Below are 13904 nucleotides of genomic sequence, written 5' to 3' on the forward strand. Positions count from 1 at the left end.
CTCCGCTCGTATTCAATCGAGGAGTCAATACGCATGAGCAAGCAGAAAAAGTACATTCTCGCGATCGACCAGGGAACGACCAGTTCACGATCGATGTTGTTTGATCATGAAGGCCGTGTCGCGGGTATCGCGCAGCGCGAATTTGAACAGATCTTTCCGCGTCCGGGCTGGGTCGAGCACAACCCGCGCGAAATCATGACCAGCGTATTGACCACACTGGCCGAGGTCATCAACAACTCGGAAGTCGATGTTCGCGAAATCGCCTCGATCGGTATCACCAATCAGCGTGAAACGACGGTCATCTGGGACAAGAACACCGGGCATGCGGTTTATAACGCCATCGTCTGGCAGTCGCGTCACTCCGCTGAAATCTGCGATGAGCTGCGTGACGCCGGTCATGCCGACATGATCCGCGACAAGACCGGCCTGGTGATCGATGCCTATTTCTCGGCGACCAAGCTGAAGTGGATATTTGATAACGTCGAGGGCGTCAGGGAAAAGGCCGAGAAGGGCGATCTGCTGTTTGGCACCATCGACAGCTGGCTGGTGTGGAATCTGACCGGCGGGGAAGTTCACGTCACTGACGTCAGCAACGCTTCGCGCACGATGCTTTTCAACATTCGAGAGCGCAAGTGGGACCCCGAGCTGCTGGAGCTGTTCGGCGTGCCGGAAAGCATGCTGCCCGAGGTGAAATCCAACAGCGAAGTGTACGGCCATGTGCTGCCGAAGTACCTGTTCGGCCACGAAGTGCCAATCGCCGGCATGGCGGGCGATCAGAATGCGGCGCTGTTCGGTCAGGCCTGCTTCAAGCCCGGCATGGCCAAGAACACTTACGGCACCGGCTGCTTTACGCTGATGAACACCGGTACCGAGGCAACCCCTTCCAAAAACGGGCTGCTCACCACAGTGGCCTGGGAAGTCGAGGGCACCATGGAGTACGCGCTGGAAGGCAGCGTGTTCGTGGCCGGCTCGGTCATTCAGTGGCTGCGTGACGGGCTGCGCATGCTGGGCAGGGCCTCCGATTCGGAAGCCTATGCCGAGCGGGCCGGGAGTAACGATGGCGTCTATATGGTGCCTGCCTTTACCGGTCTTGGTGCGCCCTACTGGAACTCCAATGTGCGCGGCGCCATGTTCGGCCTGACGCGCGGGACCACCAAGGAGCACTTCATTCGCGCTGCGGTAGAGTCTTTGGCCTATCAAAGCGCTGACGTTCTGCATGCGATGCAAAGCGATGCCAATATCGCACTGGCCGAACTGCGCACCGACGGCGGCGCTATCTCCAACAACTTCCTTGCCCAGTTCCAGGCCGATATTCTCGGCGTTGATGTGCTGCGCTGTGAAGTCAACGAGACGACCGCGCTCGGGGCGGCCTATCTTGCCGGCCTGGCCGTTGGCTTCTGGGAGTCGCGTGAGCAGATCGCCGAATACTGGGCGCTGGAGCGCAAGTTCGAGCCGACCATGAACGACAAGCAGCGTGACGAGCTCTATGACGGCTGGAAGCAGGCGGTCGAGGCCACCATGGGGTTCCGGGTGGAGTCATAACGACGGCCATGTTGTAAGGTGATCTTCGGGTCTGCCGGCGTGACGTCGGCAGGCCCGATTCGTTTCGAGGGGGCGGCTCTTGCCTGTTCCGGCATTGGCCGAGCCTTTTAGAGAAGGTAATAAAACCCTGCAACGGCATGTTTTATAACAATACAGGGGTCAAACGGTTGCGCTCGAACAAAAAATAAGTACAATAGCGCAGCGTTGAAACGGCACTTGCATGCCCTTGAAGCAGGACCGTAGCTCAGTTGGTTAGAGCGCCACGTTGACATCGTGGAGGTCAGCGGTTCAAATCCGCTCGGTCCTACCATTGCTCAGAATGCCAGTGCAGACCGTTTCAACGAATATCGATTTGCAGGACCGTAGCTCAGTTGGTTAGAGCGCCACGTTGACATCGTGGAGGTCAGCGGTTCAAATCCGCTCGGTCCTACCAGAACATCAAAAAACCCCGCTTCTGCGGGGTTTTTTATTGCCTGTCTTTTATTGTCTATTGTCCGTCGGGCAGATCGGTCTGCTCGATCAGCACCTGACACAGCGCTTCGATGCCTTTCTGATCTTCAACGGTAAAGCGGCCGGGCAGAGGACTGTCCAGATCCAGCACACCCCAGAGTCGATCATTTTTAATCAGCGGTATGACAAGCTCCGAGCGGGACGCTGCGTCGCAGGCAATATGGCCGGGAAAGGCGTGCACGTCTTCGACGCGCTGGGTCTGGCGCGTGCGCGCTGCGCTACCGCAGACCCCTTCATCGAATCCAATGGGATTGCACGCCGGCTGCCCCTGAAAGGGGCCAAGACGCAGAACGTGCGCCTCACGCTGCAGGTAAAAGCCTGCCCAGTTCAGATCGGGAATCTGCTGAAAGATAAAGGCGGCCATCTGTGAGGTATTGGTCACCCAGTCACGCGTGTCGAGCAGTGCCGTGAGCTGGCGCCTGAGCATGGCGTAATCGGTGGCGGGTCGTGTATCGGTCATGAGTTGTCTCGCTGCATCAATAAAAAAGGGGCCGGCACGGGCCGGCCCCTGTCAGCAACATGGGTGCTTACTGGTTGTTTTCCCAGCCTGCAATGGCACCGCCCTGGAAGAGTTCCTCGGCCCGGTCGATGACCTGCTGGCTCTGGAAGGCTTCCACGAGGTGCTGAACCTTCTCGCTGTTCTGATCGCCCTGACGCACCACGATAAGGTTGACGTAGGGCGAGTCGCCGTCCTCGACGATCAGCGCCTGATCAACACTCATGTCGGCGGCCACCGAATAGGTGCTGTTGATAAAGGCCATGTCGACATCCGGCAGGGCACGCGTGAGCTGGGCGGCATCAAGCTCGCGCAGCTGATAGTTGTGCGGATTGTCGGTAATGTCATCCGGTGTGGCGGTCGGGCTCTGCGGATCACGCAGGGTGATCAGGTTTTCACGCGCCAGCAGCAGCAGGGCGCGGGCCTCGTTGGACGGGTCGTTGGGGACGGCAATGGTGGCGCCTTCCGGCAGCTCATCGATGCTTTCATACTTGTCGGAATAGGCGCCGATCGGATAGACGAACGTCCTGCCGGCGGCGGCGAAGTCAAAGCCGCGGTCTTCCATCATGCTGTCCAGATAGGGCTGGTGCTGATAGGCATTGGCATCGATGCTGCCATCGTCAAGCGCGGCATTGGGGGAGACGTAGTCGTTGAACTCGGTGATCTCGACGTTGAGTCCGTACTGGTCCTGAGCCACTTCTGCGGCGGTCTCCATCAGCGCCGTTTCAGGGCCTGCCATGGTGCCGACGCGAATGGTGTTGTCGTCGTCGCTCTGGCTGCCGCAGCCGGTCAGCAGGACGACTGCACTCAGTGCCAGTGCCGTGCCCAGAATCTTCGGTAAGGTTTTCATGTGCCATATCCTTGCAATGGGTTCAACAGGAGGTGCTGTCGAAAGGGTTGAACGGGCCGCTGTCAGCGCCCCCGGGTGTCGTCGTTGTTGTTTTGAGCTCGCTGTTTCTGACGTGTTGCCGTCACCTAACGATGGCGGCTGCGATGGACGAAGAAATCGCCCAGCATCTGCACGCCCTGCACCATGACCACCATGATCAATACTGTCACCAGCATGACCATGGGGTTATAACGGGAGTAACCGTAGTTGTAGGCCACGGCGCCCAGACCGCCCGCGCCGATGGCGCCGGCCATGGCACTGTAGCCGATCAGTGCAATGATGGTGATGGTGGCGGCCGTGATCAGCCCGCCCCGCGCTTCGGGCAGCAGCACGCGAGTAATGATCTGCCACGGCGTGGCGCCCATCGACTCTGCCGCCTCGATCAGACCATGAGGCACTTCATTGAGCGCGCCTTCGACCAGACGAGCCACAAAGGGAATGGCGGCGATGCTCAAGGGGACCAGTGCCGCGGTGGTGCCAATGTAGGAGCCCACCAGCCAGCGGGTAAAGGGCGCCAGCGCCAGCATCAAAATGATAAAGGGTACCGAGCGGCCCACGTTGACGACCAGGCTGATCACACGATTGAGTACCGGCATGGCCATGATGCGGTTTTCCCGGGTGACGTAGAGCGCCACACCCATCACGATGCCCAGCGCAATACCGATCAGGCCGCTGCAGATGACCAGATAGAAGGTGTCGAAAACGGCATCGAGAATACGATCAATCATGGCGCTGGACATGGCCGAGTACCTCCGTTTGAACGTCAAGCGTGTGTAGATGGTCCATGGCGGCGTCGAAGGTGGCGCCGGCCCCGTCAAGCTCCACGATCATCAGGCCGAGCGTGCGGCCCTGAATGTTTTCAACGCGTGCCTGCAAAATCCGCAGTCGAATGCCGAAGTCCTGTTCAAGGCGGGTCATCAACGCGCTGGATAGCGCCTGGCCGCGGAAGGTGAGGCGCACAACGGGCAGGCTGTCGCCTTCGGCGGGGGCTGTCATGCGTTGCAGCAGGGCGTTGGAAGGCGCCAGTTGCAAAAAGTCGTTGAGAAAGAGCCGGCCTTCCTCGGTGGCGGGGCGGGTGAAGAAATCGCCGACCGGGGCGGTTTCTACCAGCTCTCCGCCGCTGATCAAGGCCACCTGATCGCAGATGGTTCTGACCACTTCCATTTCGTGGGTGATCAGCAAAATGGTCAGCCCCAGGCGCTGATTGATGTCTCTTAACAGCGTCAGAATGGAGCTGGTGGTCTGCGGGTCCAGCGCCGAGGTGGCCTCGTCGCAGAGCAGTGCCTGCGGATTGCTGGCCAGTGCCCGGGCGATGGCCACACGCTGTTTCTGACCGCCGGAAAGGGCGGCAGGATAGGCATTGGCGCGTTCGGTCAGCCCGGTCAGTTCCAGCAGCTCATCGATGCGCTGATCGATGTCTCGGCGCGGCGTGCCGATCAGTTCGAGCGGCAGGGCAATATTGCCTCGTACGCTGCGCGACTCGAGCAGATTGAAATGCTGAAAGATCATGCCGATGCCGTGACGGGCGTTTCGCAGCTCGGTCCGGCTCATGGCCGTCAGTTCCTGACCGGCCACAAATACCCGGCCCCGGGTAGGGCGCTCGAGCAGGTTGACGCACCGGATCAGGGTGCTCTTGCCGGCACCGGAGACGCCGATGACACCGGTGATGCTGCCGGCGGCCACGTCCAGGTTGACGTCCTTGAGCGCCGTCACGGCCTGGGCGCCCTGACCATATACTCGGGTCACATTTTCAAGTCGAATCATCGGATTGGAATGTCTTAAATACAGTTGGGTCGTGTACCACCGGGCGCGTACCTGACGTGGTGAGTGTGATCGTCGTGAAAAGTGCGCTGGGCACAAGGCGCGCCAGTATACTTGATCCGGCGCGCTTTCGCGTCATAAGCACCCGATAGGGCGGCTATATGGCAAAACCCTGGCGGCGTCGGATGACAGCGCGCCCGGAACAGGCGACCATGGTCATTTTCATCTGTCAGTGAGGCCATCATGTTTACCGGTATCGTACAGGGCATGGCCCGGGTCGTTGCCATCGAGCGCCTGGAGGGGCTCCATCGCCACGTGATCGACATGCCTGAATCCCTTCTCGAAGGGCTGTCTCCGGGCGCCTCGGTGGCCCACAACGGTTGTTGCCTGAGCGTGACCAGCATTAAAGGCTCACACATCGGGTTTGATCTCATGCGAGAAACCCTGGCGCTGACCAATCTCGGGGCGCTTGGCGTCGGAGACGATGTGAACGTAGAACGAGCCGCGCGGCTGGGTGACGAGATCGGTGGTCATGCGATGTCGGGGCATGTCATGTGCATGGCGACGCTGGTGTTACGCGAGGATGCGCCCAATAACTGCCGTCTCTGGTTCGAGCTGCCGCAGCAGTGGACGAAATTTCTGTTCGACAAGGGCTATATCGGGGTCGATGGCATCAGCCTGACCATCGGTGAGGTCAGGGGCAACCAGTTCTGTGTCAACCTGATTCCCGATACGCTGGCACGTACCGTGATCGGCACTCGAGGCGTCGGTGATCAGGTCAATATCGAAATTGACCCCCAGACACAGACCATTGTCGAGACTGTCGAGCGCGTTCTTGCGGCAAGAGTATGAAATTGCATGCCGATGTGGCCTGTGCGGGTCGCTTGCACGCTCGCCATTGGGTAAAATGTTCAGCGTTTATATAAAGCGACCGGCATCGACCGGTCGTTTTGCATATGGGTCGACGAGAGATTGAACGTGGCGACAAGTATTTACGGCGACTATATCAAGTCGGTGATTCGTACCGTGAAGGATTGGCCGGAACCCGGTGTCAACTTTCGCGACATTACGCCGGTACTGCAAAACAGTGCCGCCTTTCGAAAACTGATCGACAGCTTTGTCCATCGATATCAGGAGCTTGATATCGACGCGATCGCGGCCATCGATGCGCGTGGCTTCATCATCGGCGCGCCGCTGGCCTATGAGCTGGGCTGCAGCTTTGTGCCGGTGCGGAAAAAGGGCAAGCTTCCCTTTCGGACCATCAGCGAGACCTACAGTCTCGAGTATGGTGAGTCCACCGTGGAGCTGCACTCGGATGCCTTTCAAAAGGGAGACAGGATCCTTTTGGTGGACGATCTGATCGCCACGGGCGGCACCATGCTGGCGGCGGCCCGACTGATCGAGCGCAGCGGCGGCATCATCGTTGAGACGGCCGCCATCATCGATCTGCCCGAGCTTGGCGGCGGTGACATGATTCGTGCCGAAGGCTACAGCGTCTTTGCGGCCTGCACCTTTACCGAAGACGAATAGGCAGGGCAGACGTGTCTCCCCTGACGCACAGGATATTTCAATGAGTACCGAGCGCTATCATAACCAGTTCACGATCTCCTGGGATCGTCTTCACCGTGACGTGCGCATGCTGTGTCATCAGCTCATCGGTCGCGACTTCAAGGGCATCGTGGCCGTAACGCGCGGCGGTTTGATACCTGCCGCCCTGATCGCGCGCGAGCTCGATATCCGTTTGATCGATACGGTCTGCATCAAAAGCTATGAGCACATGGAGCAAAGCAGCATCAATGTGCTCAAGGGCATCGATCACGACGGGGATGGCTGGCTTCTGGTGGATGATCTGGTTGATACCGGCAAGACGGCCGGCGCGGTGCGCGAGATGTTGCCCTGCGCGCATTTCGTGACCATCTATGCCAAGCCGGAAGGACGCCCGATGGTGGATCAGTATCTGACCGAAGTGGCGCAGGACACCTGGATCCAGTTTCCGTGGGACATGGGCGTCTCTTTTGTCGAGCCGCTGGTGGATCAGTTTCGCACCCGCAAGGAGTAATCATGGCCCTGCCGCTGCCCGAGAGCTGGCAACGCTACCTTGGTGACGAGGTGGATGCTCCCTATATGCAGGCGTTGAAAGCCTTTTTGCGTCACGAAAAGGATCAGCGCAAGGTCATCTATCCGGCCTCAGAGCACTGGTTTCGCGCCTTTGAGTTGACGCCGCTGGACAGTGTCCGGGTCGTTATTCTGGGACAGGACCCCTACCACGGGCCGGGACAGGCGCATGGCCTGTGCTTTTCGGTACGTCCGGAAGTGGCCATCCCACCGTCCCTGGTTAATATCTACAAGGAACTGAAAAGCGATGATGTGGCCTTTGAGCCGGTCAATCACGGGTTTCTGGAGAGCTGGGCACGCCAGGGCGTTTTGCTGCTCAATAGCGTGCTGACCGTTGAACGCGGTCAGGCGGCCTCTCACCGCGGGCAGGGCTGGGAGAGTTTTACCGACCGGGCCATCGAGATCATCAACGAACACTGCCCGCATGTCGTGTTTCTGCTCTGGGGCAGCTATGCCCAGAAAAAGGCGGCTTTTGTGGATCGGACGAAACATCTGGTACTTCATGCGCCGCATCCGTCACCGCTGGCGGCTCATCGCGGTTTTTTCGGGTGTCATCACTTCTCGCAAACCAATGCTTTTCTGACGCAAAAGGGCGAGACGCCCATCGACTGGCGTCTTCCCCCGCTTGAGCAGCTGCCCGGCGTTTAAGCGCCGTTTTGGCAATGTGTCAATATGTCCTCTATTGTCGGCGGATGGATGCTTAACCGCATCCATCCGCCGGAGTAGAATAGAGGGCACTTGCGCTGTCCACTCCGTAAAGAGGGCAGCGATATTCTTCTATCAGGCCGTATATCCATCATGAATGTTCATACCATCGATCACCCTCTCGTTAAACACAAGCTCGGGCTGTTGCGAGGTGCGGGGATCAGTACCAAGCATTTTCGTGAGCTTGCCAACGAACTGGCGACCCTTTTGACCTACGAGGCGACCAAGGGGCTCGAGCTGGGTGAGGAAACCATCGAGGGCTGGAGCGGCAAGCCGTTGAAGGTCCAGCAGATCCGGGGCAAAAAGGTCACGGTCGTGCCGATCCTGCGCGCTGGTCTTGGCATGCTTGATGGCGTAACGACGCTTTTGCCGAGCGCCCGTATCAGTGTGGTCGGGCTTTATCGCAACGAGGAAACCTTCGAGCCGGTACCTTACTTCGAAAAGTTTGTGCAGGATCTGGACGAACGACTGGCAATTGTCATCGATCCGATGCTGGCCACCGGCGGCTCGATGGCTGCAACGCTTGATATGCTCAAGGCCAAGGGCTGTCGCCAGATCAAGGTCATCGTGCTGGTGGCTACACCTGAGGGGATCGCGCGTGTCTCCCGGTCGCATCCAGAGATCGAGCTTTACACGGCGGCGGTCGATGAAGGCCTCGACAGCCATGGCTATATTGTCCCCGGGCTTGGCGATGCCGGCGACAAGATCTTTGGCACGCGCTGAAAACGCGCATGGATCATCAGGCATGCATTACCGGTGTGGTGCTGGCCGGCGGGCAGGGGCGGCGCATGGGGGGCATCGACAAGGGGCTGGTCGAGCTGTCGGGCCGGCCGCTGATATGTCATGTGCTGGCAACCATTACCCCTCGGGTGGCACAGGTTGTGATCAATGCCAACCGTCATCACGAAGCCTATGCGGCTCTGGGTCATCCGGTGATTCCCGACATCATTGCCGGGAGCGCCGGGCCGCTGGCGGGGTTTCACGCCGGCCTCAGGGCGGCATCAACGCCGCTGGTATTAATGGTGCCCTGTGATACGCCGGCGCTGCCTGACACGCTGGTAGAGAGGCTTCAGGCGACGCTTGCCGATCATGATGTCGATATCGCCTACGCCAGCGATGCCGAGCGTGCCCATCCTGCCGTTGTCCTGTTAAAGCGCGATCTGGTCGACGATCTGGAGCAGTGGCTGACTGAAGGGGGGCGCAAGATCGATCAGTGGTATGCGCGCCATCGGCATGCGGCCTGTCATTTTGATGATGCCCGGGCCTTTATCAACATCAATACACTCAACGACAGGGACGCCTTTGGCCGATGACCACGTCACGGGCCATGGTGGGCCGGGCCTGACAGCCGGCAGGTAACCGTGTCGCTCTATCCTGGCAGGTACCATGACGCAGCTGATCCTTTCCGACATTGATACACCGCTTCTGGGCATTGCCGCCTGGAGCGGGACGGGCAAGACAACGCTGCTGGAGGCCCTGCTGCCGGCTCTGCGTGCACGCGGTCTCAAGGTGGCCGTCATCAAACATGCCCATCATGATTTTGACGTTGATGTGCCCGGCAAGGACAGCCATCGCCTGCGAATGGCGGGGGCAACGCCCATGCTGGTTGCTTCCGGCAAGCGTTTTGCATTGATGATGGAAACGCCCGGGCAGGAAGAGCCCTGCTTGCCGACCCTGCTTGATCAGGTATTGAAACTGTCGCCGGATCTCGTCCTGATCGAGGGATTCAAGCAGTGGCCGCTGCCCAAGCTTGAGCTTTATCGTGAAGTTGTGGGCAAATCGCTGCGTGCCTTTGAAGACCCCTGGGTGCGTGCAGTGGCTACCACCGATGAGGTGGCGCTGCCAGCGGATGTTGAGCGTCTCGACCTTGATGATCATGACGTGCTGCTTGAGTGGCTGGTGGCCTGGCCCTCACGCTGGCACGACATGGCGCAGGGGCCGCGATATGGATGATTGCTTCGGAAGTAGTGAAGCGCTTGTTCAGGTCAGTGATATGCTGGCCCGTATCAGGGCGGCAGCGCCGGCCCCGGTGGGCGTAGAGCGTGTGACGCTGGGACAGGCCGTTGACCGGATTCTTGCCGAGCCGATCGTGGCCACTTTGCCGTTGCCCCGCTATACCGCCTCTGCCATGGACGGTATTGCCTTCGCCCATCAGGGCCATCAACGCTTTAAACTGGCCGGCGAGGCGCTGGCCGGCCACCCTTTCGAGGCATGGGTTGCACCGGGGGAGGCGGTATCCATTACAACCGGCGCCCCCCTGCCGGCCGGGTGTGACACGGTGGTCATGGCCGAGGATATTGCCGTCAGTGGCGAATGGGTCGAACTGTCACGACCCGAGGCCGTCAAGCCGGGGCAGAACGTTCGCCATGCCGGTGAAGAAATCACCGTCGGTGATCACGTACTGGCCGCCGGCACGCTTTTGGGGCCCGCTCAGCTGGGCATGGCAGCCTCTCTCGGTCATGAGCATCTTGATGTGCACTGTCGCCCCAGGGTGGCTATTTTTTCCAGTGGCGACGAGCTTCGGCGTGCCGGCACCGATATCGACACGACCGCCTCTCTTTTTGATGCCAATGCCTCAAGTCTTGCTGCCTGTCTGAAGCGCTGGGGGGCCGATGTTGTCATGACCGACATCTTGCCCGACAGCCTTGAAAAGAGCATAAGCCACCTTTCAAGCGCCAGCCGGCAGGCCGATCTGATCATTACCTCCGGGGGGGTGTCGGCAGGGCAGGCTGATCTGATCCGCTTTGCCATCCAGCAGCTCGGACAGGTGAGCTCCTGGCGTGTCGCCATGCGGCCCGGTAAACCGATGGCGTTCGGCCATATCGAACATGTGCCGTTTTTCGGGCTGCCGGGCAATCCCGTGGCCGCGCTGGTCACGCTGATGCAGTTTGTGCAGCCTCTTTTTCGACAGCTGAGCGGCCAGGTTCACTGGGAGGCGATCAAATGGCACGCCATCAGTGAACAGCCTCTGAAGGGGCGAGGTGGTCGCCTGGATCTTCTACGAGGCCGCTATCATGTCGATGCTCAGGGGGGGATTCGCGTCAATCCCTTGAAGGAGCAGGGATCGCACCGGTTGAGCTCGCTTTATGACGCCAACTGTCTGATAGAGCTGCCTGACGATATGGCGGGCTGTAATGCCGGCACCCCCGTCACCATACAACCGCTTGGAGAATTGATATGACATTGACCCACCTGAATGAGCGGGGTGAGGCCAGCATGGTCGACGTATCGGACAAGCAGAGCAGCCATCGTGAAGCCGTGGCCACCGGGCGCATCATCATGCAGCCCGAGACGCTGAAACTTCTTGCTGACGGCGATATGCCCAAGGGCGATGTGCTGGCCACGGCGCGAATTGCCGGCATTCAGGCGGCCAAGCGCACGCATGAGCTGATTCCGCTGTGTCATGCACTGATGCTTTCAAAGGTGTCGGTCGATTTTGAGCTCGATACGTCTGCGCATTGCGTGCGGGTCAGTGCCTTTTGTCGCCTGGAGGGGCGCACGGGCGTGGAAATGGAAGCGCTGACGGCAGTGTCCGTGGCCTGTCTGACGCTTTACGACATGTGCAAGGCGGTAGACCGTGGCATGGAAATCATGGATGTGCGCCTTGAGCATAAAAGCGGTGGGCAATCGGGGGTCTGGGAAAGAAAAGCGTCTGCAGAAACGTCGCTTCACGGCGCCGTGACGGCCGGTACCGACGTTACCGAAGTCAGTGATGAGCCGGTTGAAAGGCCCATTGAGATACGCTTTTTTGCCGAGCTCAGGGAGCGCCTAGGTATCGAAAAATTGAGTGTTTTACCAGGGCATCTATCGTCTCCTACACTGAAGGCACTGAAGGAGTGGATAAAATCGCAGGTCGAGTCGCCTCAGGCACTGGATCAGCCTCGTCTTCTGTGTGCGGTCAACCACGACATGGTGCAGGGAGACGTCACCATAAATCCTGGCGATGAGGTCGCCTTTTTCCCACCCGTTACCGGAGGCTGATCATGGCAGTCAGAAAGGTTGCATGATTACGATACAAAATGAGCCTTTCGATATTGGTGTCCTGCATAAACGTCTTTCACAAGGCAGTTACGATACGGGTGCAGTGGTCAGCTTTGTCGGACGGGTCAGGGATTTCAATGAATCGCCGGAGGTGACGGCGCTGACGCTTGAACACTACCCGGGCATGACCGAAAGGGCGCTGGAAAATGTTGTCGAGCGAGCGCGAAGTCGCTGGCAGATCAACGATGCCATCATTGTTCATCGCATCGGTTACATGACGCCGGGCGATGATATTGTAGCGGTACTTGTCAGTACCCCTCATCGTCATGCCGCCTTTGAAGCCTGCGCTTTTATCATGGATTTTTTAAAGACCAGTGCACCCTTTTGGAAAAAGGAACACACCCTTGGCGGTGCTTACTGGGTCAGCGAGCGTGAAAGCGATCTGGCGTCGTTGAAGCGCTGGGAGCAGCAATGAGTGAATTGATTGATGATTTTGGTCGTCGCGTTAAATACGTTCGTATCTCTGTAACGGACCGCTGCGATTTCCGATGCGTCTATTGCATGAGTGAAGAAATGACCTTTCTTCCGCGTGATCAGGTGCTTTCCATCGAGGAAATCTCGCTGGTTGCGCAGGCATTTACAGAGCTTGGTGTAGAAAAGATTCGTCTGACCGGTGGCGAGCCGCTGGTACGTCGCAATATCGATGAGCTGGTCAGCAATATCGGGGCGCTGGAAGGGCTCCGTGATTTCACCATGACCACCAATGGCGCTCAGCTGAGACGCTATGCGCCATCGCTGCGTCAATCCGGCATGCAGCGGCTCAATATCAGCCTTGATTCCCTGAACGCTGAACGCTTCAGGGAGCTTACCCGGACCGGCAACCTCGAAAAGGTCATTGATGGCATTCGCGCTGCGAAAGAAGCCGGCTTTGAGCGCATCAAGCTCAATGCTGTCATTCTCAAGGGACGAAATGATGATGAGATACTGGATCTGGTAGAGTTTGCGCGTGATGAAGCAATCGATATCAGCTTTATCGAAGAAATGCCGCTGGGTAATGTCTCGGAACATTCGCGTCAGGAGACCTTTTGTTCCAGCGATGAAGTGCGTTCGATTATCGAAACCCGCTATCCGCTGCTGCACTCTCCGGAAAATTCGGGCGGCCCATCGCGCTATTACCGTATGTCGGACAGCAACTCGAGAATCGGGTTCATTTCTCCTCACAGCCATAACTTTTGCGATAGCTGCAATCGGGTGCGCGTGACCTGTGAAGGCAGGCTCCTGCTGTGTCTTGGTAACGAACATTCCACGGATCTGCGCGAAGTTATTCGTGACAACCCCGGGGAAATAGAGCCCTTGAAGCAGCGAATTCGTGACTCGATGTCTCTCAAGCCGCATCGTCACCATTTTACCACCGATGGTGATGTGCAGATTGTCAGATTCATGAACATGACCGGCGGGTAGAGCGCTTTGCTTTCATGAAAAAAGGGCCGACTCATGTCGGCCCTTTTCTTTGTGACGAATAATTGCTAACCCCTTTTCAGGGTATATACTACTCGAGGCATATGTCTTTTATTTGGAGTGCTGGATATGTCGACAGAGACATTGGAAAAGATTGCTCGCAACAAGAATGTGGCCAGGGCCGCAGCGCGTCAATTGAGCATGGAGCAGTTGAGCAAGCTGTCTGAAATCATCGATGAGGTCATGACACAAAAGCAGGAAGAGGAGCAAAAGCGTCGTCAGGAAGAAGCAAGCAAGGAACAAAAGCTTGCCGAAATCCGCGCTGCCATGACAGATGCCGGCTTATCCGTAAATGACCTTGTCGGCAACGAGCAACCAAGAAAGCGCCGGGGCCGGCCACCCAAGGATGCCAATGCCTGATTCCCCTTCGGCGTACCAAGCATGTCC

Annotated in this window: 17 protein-coding genes and 2 tRNA genes; 15 read left to right on the forward strand and 4 right to left on the reverse strand. The window is 58.4% G+C overall.

Features of this window, described 5'->3' with window-relative positions; all coding sequences use genetic code 11:
• Positions 1 to 33 precede the first annotated feature (33 nt).
• From glpK to ACS92L_RS03700, 3 genes are all read left to right on the forward strand, one after another.
• Positions 34 to 1542, forward strand: coding sequence for a glycerol kinase GlpK (gene glpK, locus ACS92L_RS03690; RefSeq protein WP_438767175.1), 1509 nt, complete (start codon positions 34 to 36; stop codon positions 1540 to 1542).
• A 233-nt stretch (positions 1543 to 1775) separates the two neighbouring features.
• A tRNA-Val gene (locus ACS92L_RS03695) sits at positions 1776 to 1852 on the forward strand.
• 46 nt (positions 1853 to 1898) lie between these two features.
• Positions 1899 to 1975: transfer RNA gene (locus ACS92L_RS03700), tRNA-Val, on the forward strand.
• A 54-nt stretch (positions 1976 to 2029) separates the two neighbouring features.
• Here the strand turns inward: ACS92L_RS03700 and ACS92L_RS03705 are convergent.
• From ACS92L_RS03705 to ACS92L_RS03720, 4 genes are all read right to left on the reverse strand, one after another.
• The gene (locus ACS92L_RS03705; RefSeq protein ID WP_438767176.1) at positions 2030 to 2512 is read right to left on the reverse strand and encodes a GAF domain-containing protein; all 483 of its coding nucleotides are present in this window, start codon (positions 2510 to 2512) and stop codon (positions 2030 to 2032) included.
• Between the two features lie 67 nt (positions 2513 to 2579).
• Positions 2580 to 3398, reverse strand: coding sequence for a MetQ/NlpA family ABC transporter substrate-binding protein (locus tag ACS92L_RS03710; RefSeq protein ID WP_438767177.1), 819 nt, complete (start codon positions 3396 to 3398; stop codon positions 2580 to 2582).
• A 125-nt stretch (positions 3399 to 3523) separates the two neighbouring features.
• The gene (locus tag ACS92L_RS03715) at positions 3524 to 4177 is read right to left on the reverse strand and encodes a methionine ABC transporter permease (protein ID WP_438767178.1); all 654 of its coding nucleotides are present in this window, start codon (positions 4175 to 4177) and stop codon (positions 3524 to 3526) included.
• The gene (locus ACS92L_RS03720; protein WP_438767179.1) at positions 4158 to 5201 is read right to left on the reverse strand and encodes a methionine ABC transporter ATP-binding protein; all 1044 of its coding nucleotides are present in this window, start codon (positions 5199 to 5201) and stop codon (positions 4158 to 4160) included. The genes ACS92L_RS03715 and ACS92L_RS03720 overlap by 20 nt, the downstream gene beginning before the upstream one ends.
• Before the next feature lie 240 nt (positions 5202 to 5441).
• On the opposite strand from ACS92L_RS03720, the gene ACS92L_RS03725 reads away from it, so the two are divergent.
• The 12 genes from ACS92L_RS03725 (at position 5442) to ACS92L_RS03780 (ending at position 13877) form a co-directional block, all read left to right on the forward strand.
• Positions 5442 to 6050, forward strand: coding sequence for a riboflavin synthase subunit alpha (locus ACS92L_RS03725; RefSeq protein ID WP_438767180.1), 609 nt, complete (start codon positions 5442 to 5444; stop codon positions 6048 to 6050).
• A gap of 126 nt (positions 6051 to 6176) precedes the next feature.
• Complete coding sequence (locus ACS92L_RS03730; RefSeq protein WP_115853305.1) at positions 6177 to 6728, forward strand: adenine phosphoribosyltransferase; 552 nt, start codon at positions 6177 to 6179, stop codon at positions 6726 to 6728.
• 40 nt (positions 6729 to 6768) lie between these two features.
• Entirely contained in the window at positions 6769 to 7257 is a 489-nt protein-coding gene (gene gpt, locus ACS92L_RS03735; protein ID WP_438767181.1) for a xanthine phosphoribosyltransferase, read from the forward strand.
• A gap of 2 nt (positions 7258 to 7259) precedes the next feature.
• Positions 7260 to 7961: a uracil-DNA glycosylase gene (gene ung, locus ACS92L_RS03740; RefSeq protein WP_438767182.1), complete on the forward strand. Its 702-nt coding sequence runs from the start codon at positions 7260 to 7262 to the stop codon at positions 7959 to 7961.
• A 150-nt stretch (positions 7962 to 8111) separates the two neighbouring features.
• Positions 8112 to 8741 carry a uracil phosphoribosyltransferase gene (gene upp, locus ACS92L_RS03745; protein WP_438767183.1) on the forward strand — a complete coding sequence of 210 codons (630 nt, stop codon included), beginning with the start codon at positions 8112 to 8114 and terminating at the stop codon, positions 8739 to 8741.
• An 8-nt stretch (positions 8742 to 8749) separates the two neighbouring features.
• A complete protein-coding gene (gene mobA, locus ACS92L_RS03750) occupies positions 8750 to 9331 on the forward strand; it encodes a molybdenum cofactor guanylyltransferase MobA (protein WP_438767184.1) in 582 nt (193 codons plus the stop codon).
• A gap of 73 nt (positions 9332 to 9404) precedes the next feature.
• Positions 9405 to 9971 carry a molybdopterin-guanine dinucleotide biosynthesis protein B gene (gene mobB, locus ACS92L_RS03755; protein WP_438767185.1) on the forward strand — a complete coding sequence of 189 codons (567 nt, stop codon included), beginning with the start codon at positions 9405 to 9407 and terminating at the stop codon, positions 9969 to 9971.
• Positions 9964 to 11199 carry a molybdopterin molybdotransferase MoeA gene (locus ACS92L_RS03760; protein WP_438767186.1) on the forward strand — a complete coding sequence of 412 codons (1236 nt, stop codon included), beginning with the start codon at positions 9964 to 9966 and terminating at the stop codon, positions 11197 to 11199. Before mobB ends, ACS92L_RS03760 begins: the two co-directional genes overlap by 8 nt.
• A complete protein-coding gene (gene moaC / locus ACS92L_RS03765; protein ID WP_438767187.1) occupies positions 11196 to 11999 on the forward strand; it encodes a cyclic pyranopterin monophosphate synthase MoaC in 804 nt (267 codons plus the stop codon). The genes ACS92L_RS03760 and moaC overlap by 4 nt, the downstream gene beginning before the upstream one ends.
• Positions 12000 to 12021: 22 nt before the next feature.
• Positions 12022 to 12474, forward strand: coding sequence for a molybdopterin synthase catalytic subunit MoaE (gene moaE / locus ACS92L_RS03770; protein WP_438767188.1), 453 nt, complete (start codon positions 12022 to 12024; stop codon positions 12472 to 12474).
• The gene (gene moaA / locus ACS92L_RS03775; RefSeq protein ID WP_438767189.1) at positions 12471 to 13460 is read left to right on the forward strand and encodes a GTP 3',8-cyclase MoaA; all 990 of its coding nucleotides are present in this window, start codon (positions 12471 to 12473) and stop codon (positions 13458 to 13460) included. The genes moaE and moaA overlap by 4 nt, the downstream gene beginning before the upstream one ends.
• 126 nt (positions 13461 to 13586) lie before the next feature.
• Complete coding sequence (locus tag ACS92L_RS03780) at positions 13587 to 13877, forward strand: H-NS family histone-like protein (RefSeq protein WP_086622989.1); 291 nt, start codon at positions 13587 to 13589, stop codon at positions 13875 to 13877.
• Positions 13878 to 13904: the final 27 nt, after the last annotated feature.

It is taken from the genome of Kushneria halocnemicola, assembly GCF_965650455.1.
In the GTDB taxonomy this organism is placed as follows: Bacteria; Pseudomonadota; Gammaproteobacteria; order Pseudomonadales; family Halomonadaceae; genus Kushneria.

Coding starts and splice junctions, on each gene's coding strand:
- ACS92L_RS03720 (WP_438767179.1), bottom strand. CDS start 5,201: ATGATTCGACTTGAAAATGTGACCCGAGTATATGGTCAGGGCGCCCAG.
- ACS92L_RS03705 (WP_438767176.1), bottom strand. CDS start 2,512: ATGACCGATACACGACCCGCCACCGATTACGCCATGCTCAGGCGCCAG.
- upp (WP_438767183.1), top strand. CDS start 8,112: ATGAATGTTCATACCATCGATCACCCTCTCGTTAAACACAAGCTCGGG.
- glpK (WP_438767175.1), top strand. CDS start 34: ATGAGCAAGCAGAAAAAGTACATTCTCGCGATCGACCAGGGAACGACC.
- ACS92L_RS03780 (WP_086622989.1), top strand. CDS start 13,587: ATGTCGACAGAGACATTGGAAAAGATTGCTCGCAACAAGAATGTGGCC.
- ACS92L_RS03760 (WP_438767186.1), top strand. CDS start 9,964: ATGGATGATTGCTTCGGAAGTAGTGAAGCGCTTGTTCAGGTCAGTGAT.
- moaA (WP_438767189.1), top strand. CDS start 12,471: ATGAGTGAATTGATTGATGATTTTGGTCGTCGCGTTAAATACGTTCGT.
- mobB (WP_438767185.1), top strand. CDS start 9,405: ATGACGCAGCTGATCCTTTCCGACATTGATACACCGCTTCTGGGCATT.
- moaE (WP_438767188.1), top strand. CDS start 12,022: ATGATTACGATACAAAATGAGCCTTTCGATATTGGTGTCCTGCATAAA.
- moaC (WP_438767187.1), top strand. CDS start 11,196: ATGACATTGACCCACCTGAATGAGCGGGGTGAGGCCAGCATGGTCGAC.
- ACS92L_RS03715 (WP_438767178.1), bottom strand. CDS start 4,177: ATGTCCAGCGCCATGATTGATCGTATTCTCGATGCCGTTTTCGACACC.
- gpt (WP_438767181.1), top strand. CDS start 6,769: ATGAGTACCGAGCGCTATCATAACCAGTTCACGATCTCCTGGGATCGT.
- ACS92L_RS03725 (WP_438767180.1), top strand. CDS start 5,442: ATGTTTACCGGTATCGTACAGGGCATGGCCCGGGTCGTTGCCATCGAG.
- mobA (WP_438767184.1), top strand. CDS start 8,750: ATGGATCATCAGGCATGCATTACCGGTGTGGTGCTGGCCGGCGGGCAG.
- ung (WP_438767182.1), top strand. CDS start 7,260: ATGGCCCTGCCGCTGCCCGAGAGCTGGCAACGCTACCTTGGTGACGAG.
- ACS92L_RS03710 (WP_438767177.1), bottom strand. CDS start 3,398: ATGAAAACCTTACCGAAGATTCTGGGCACGGCACTGGCACTGAGTGCA.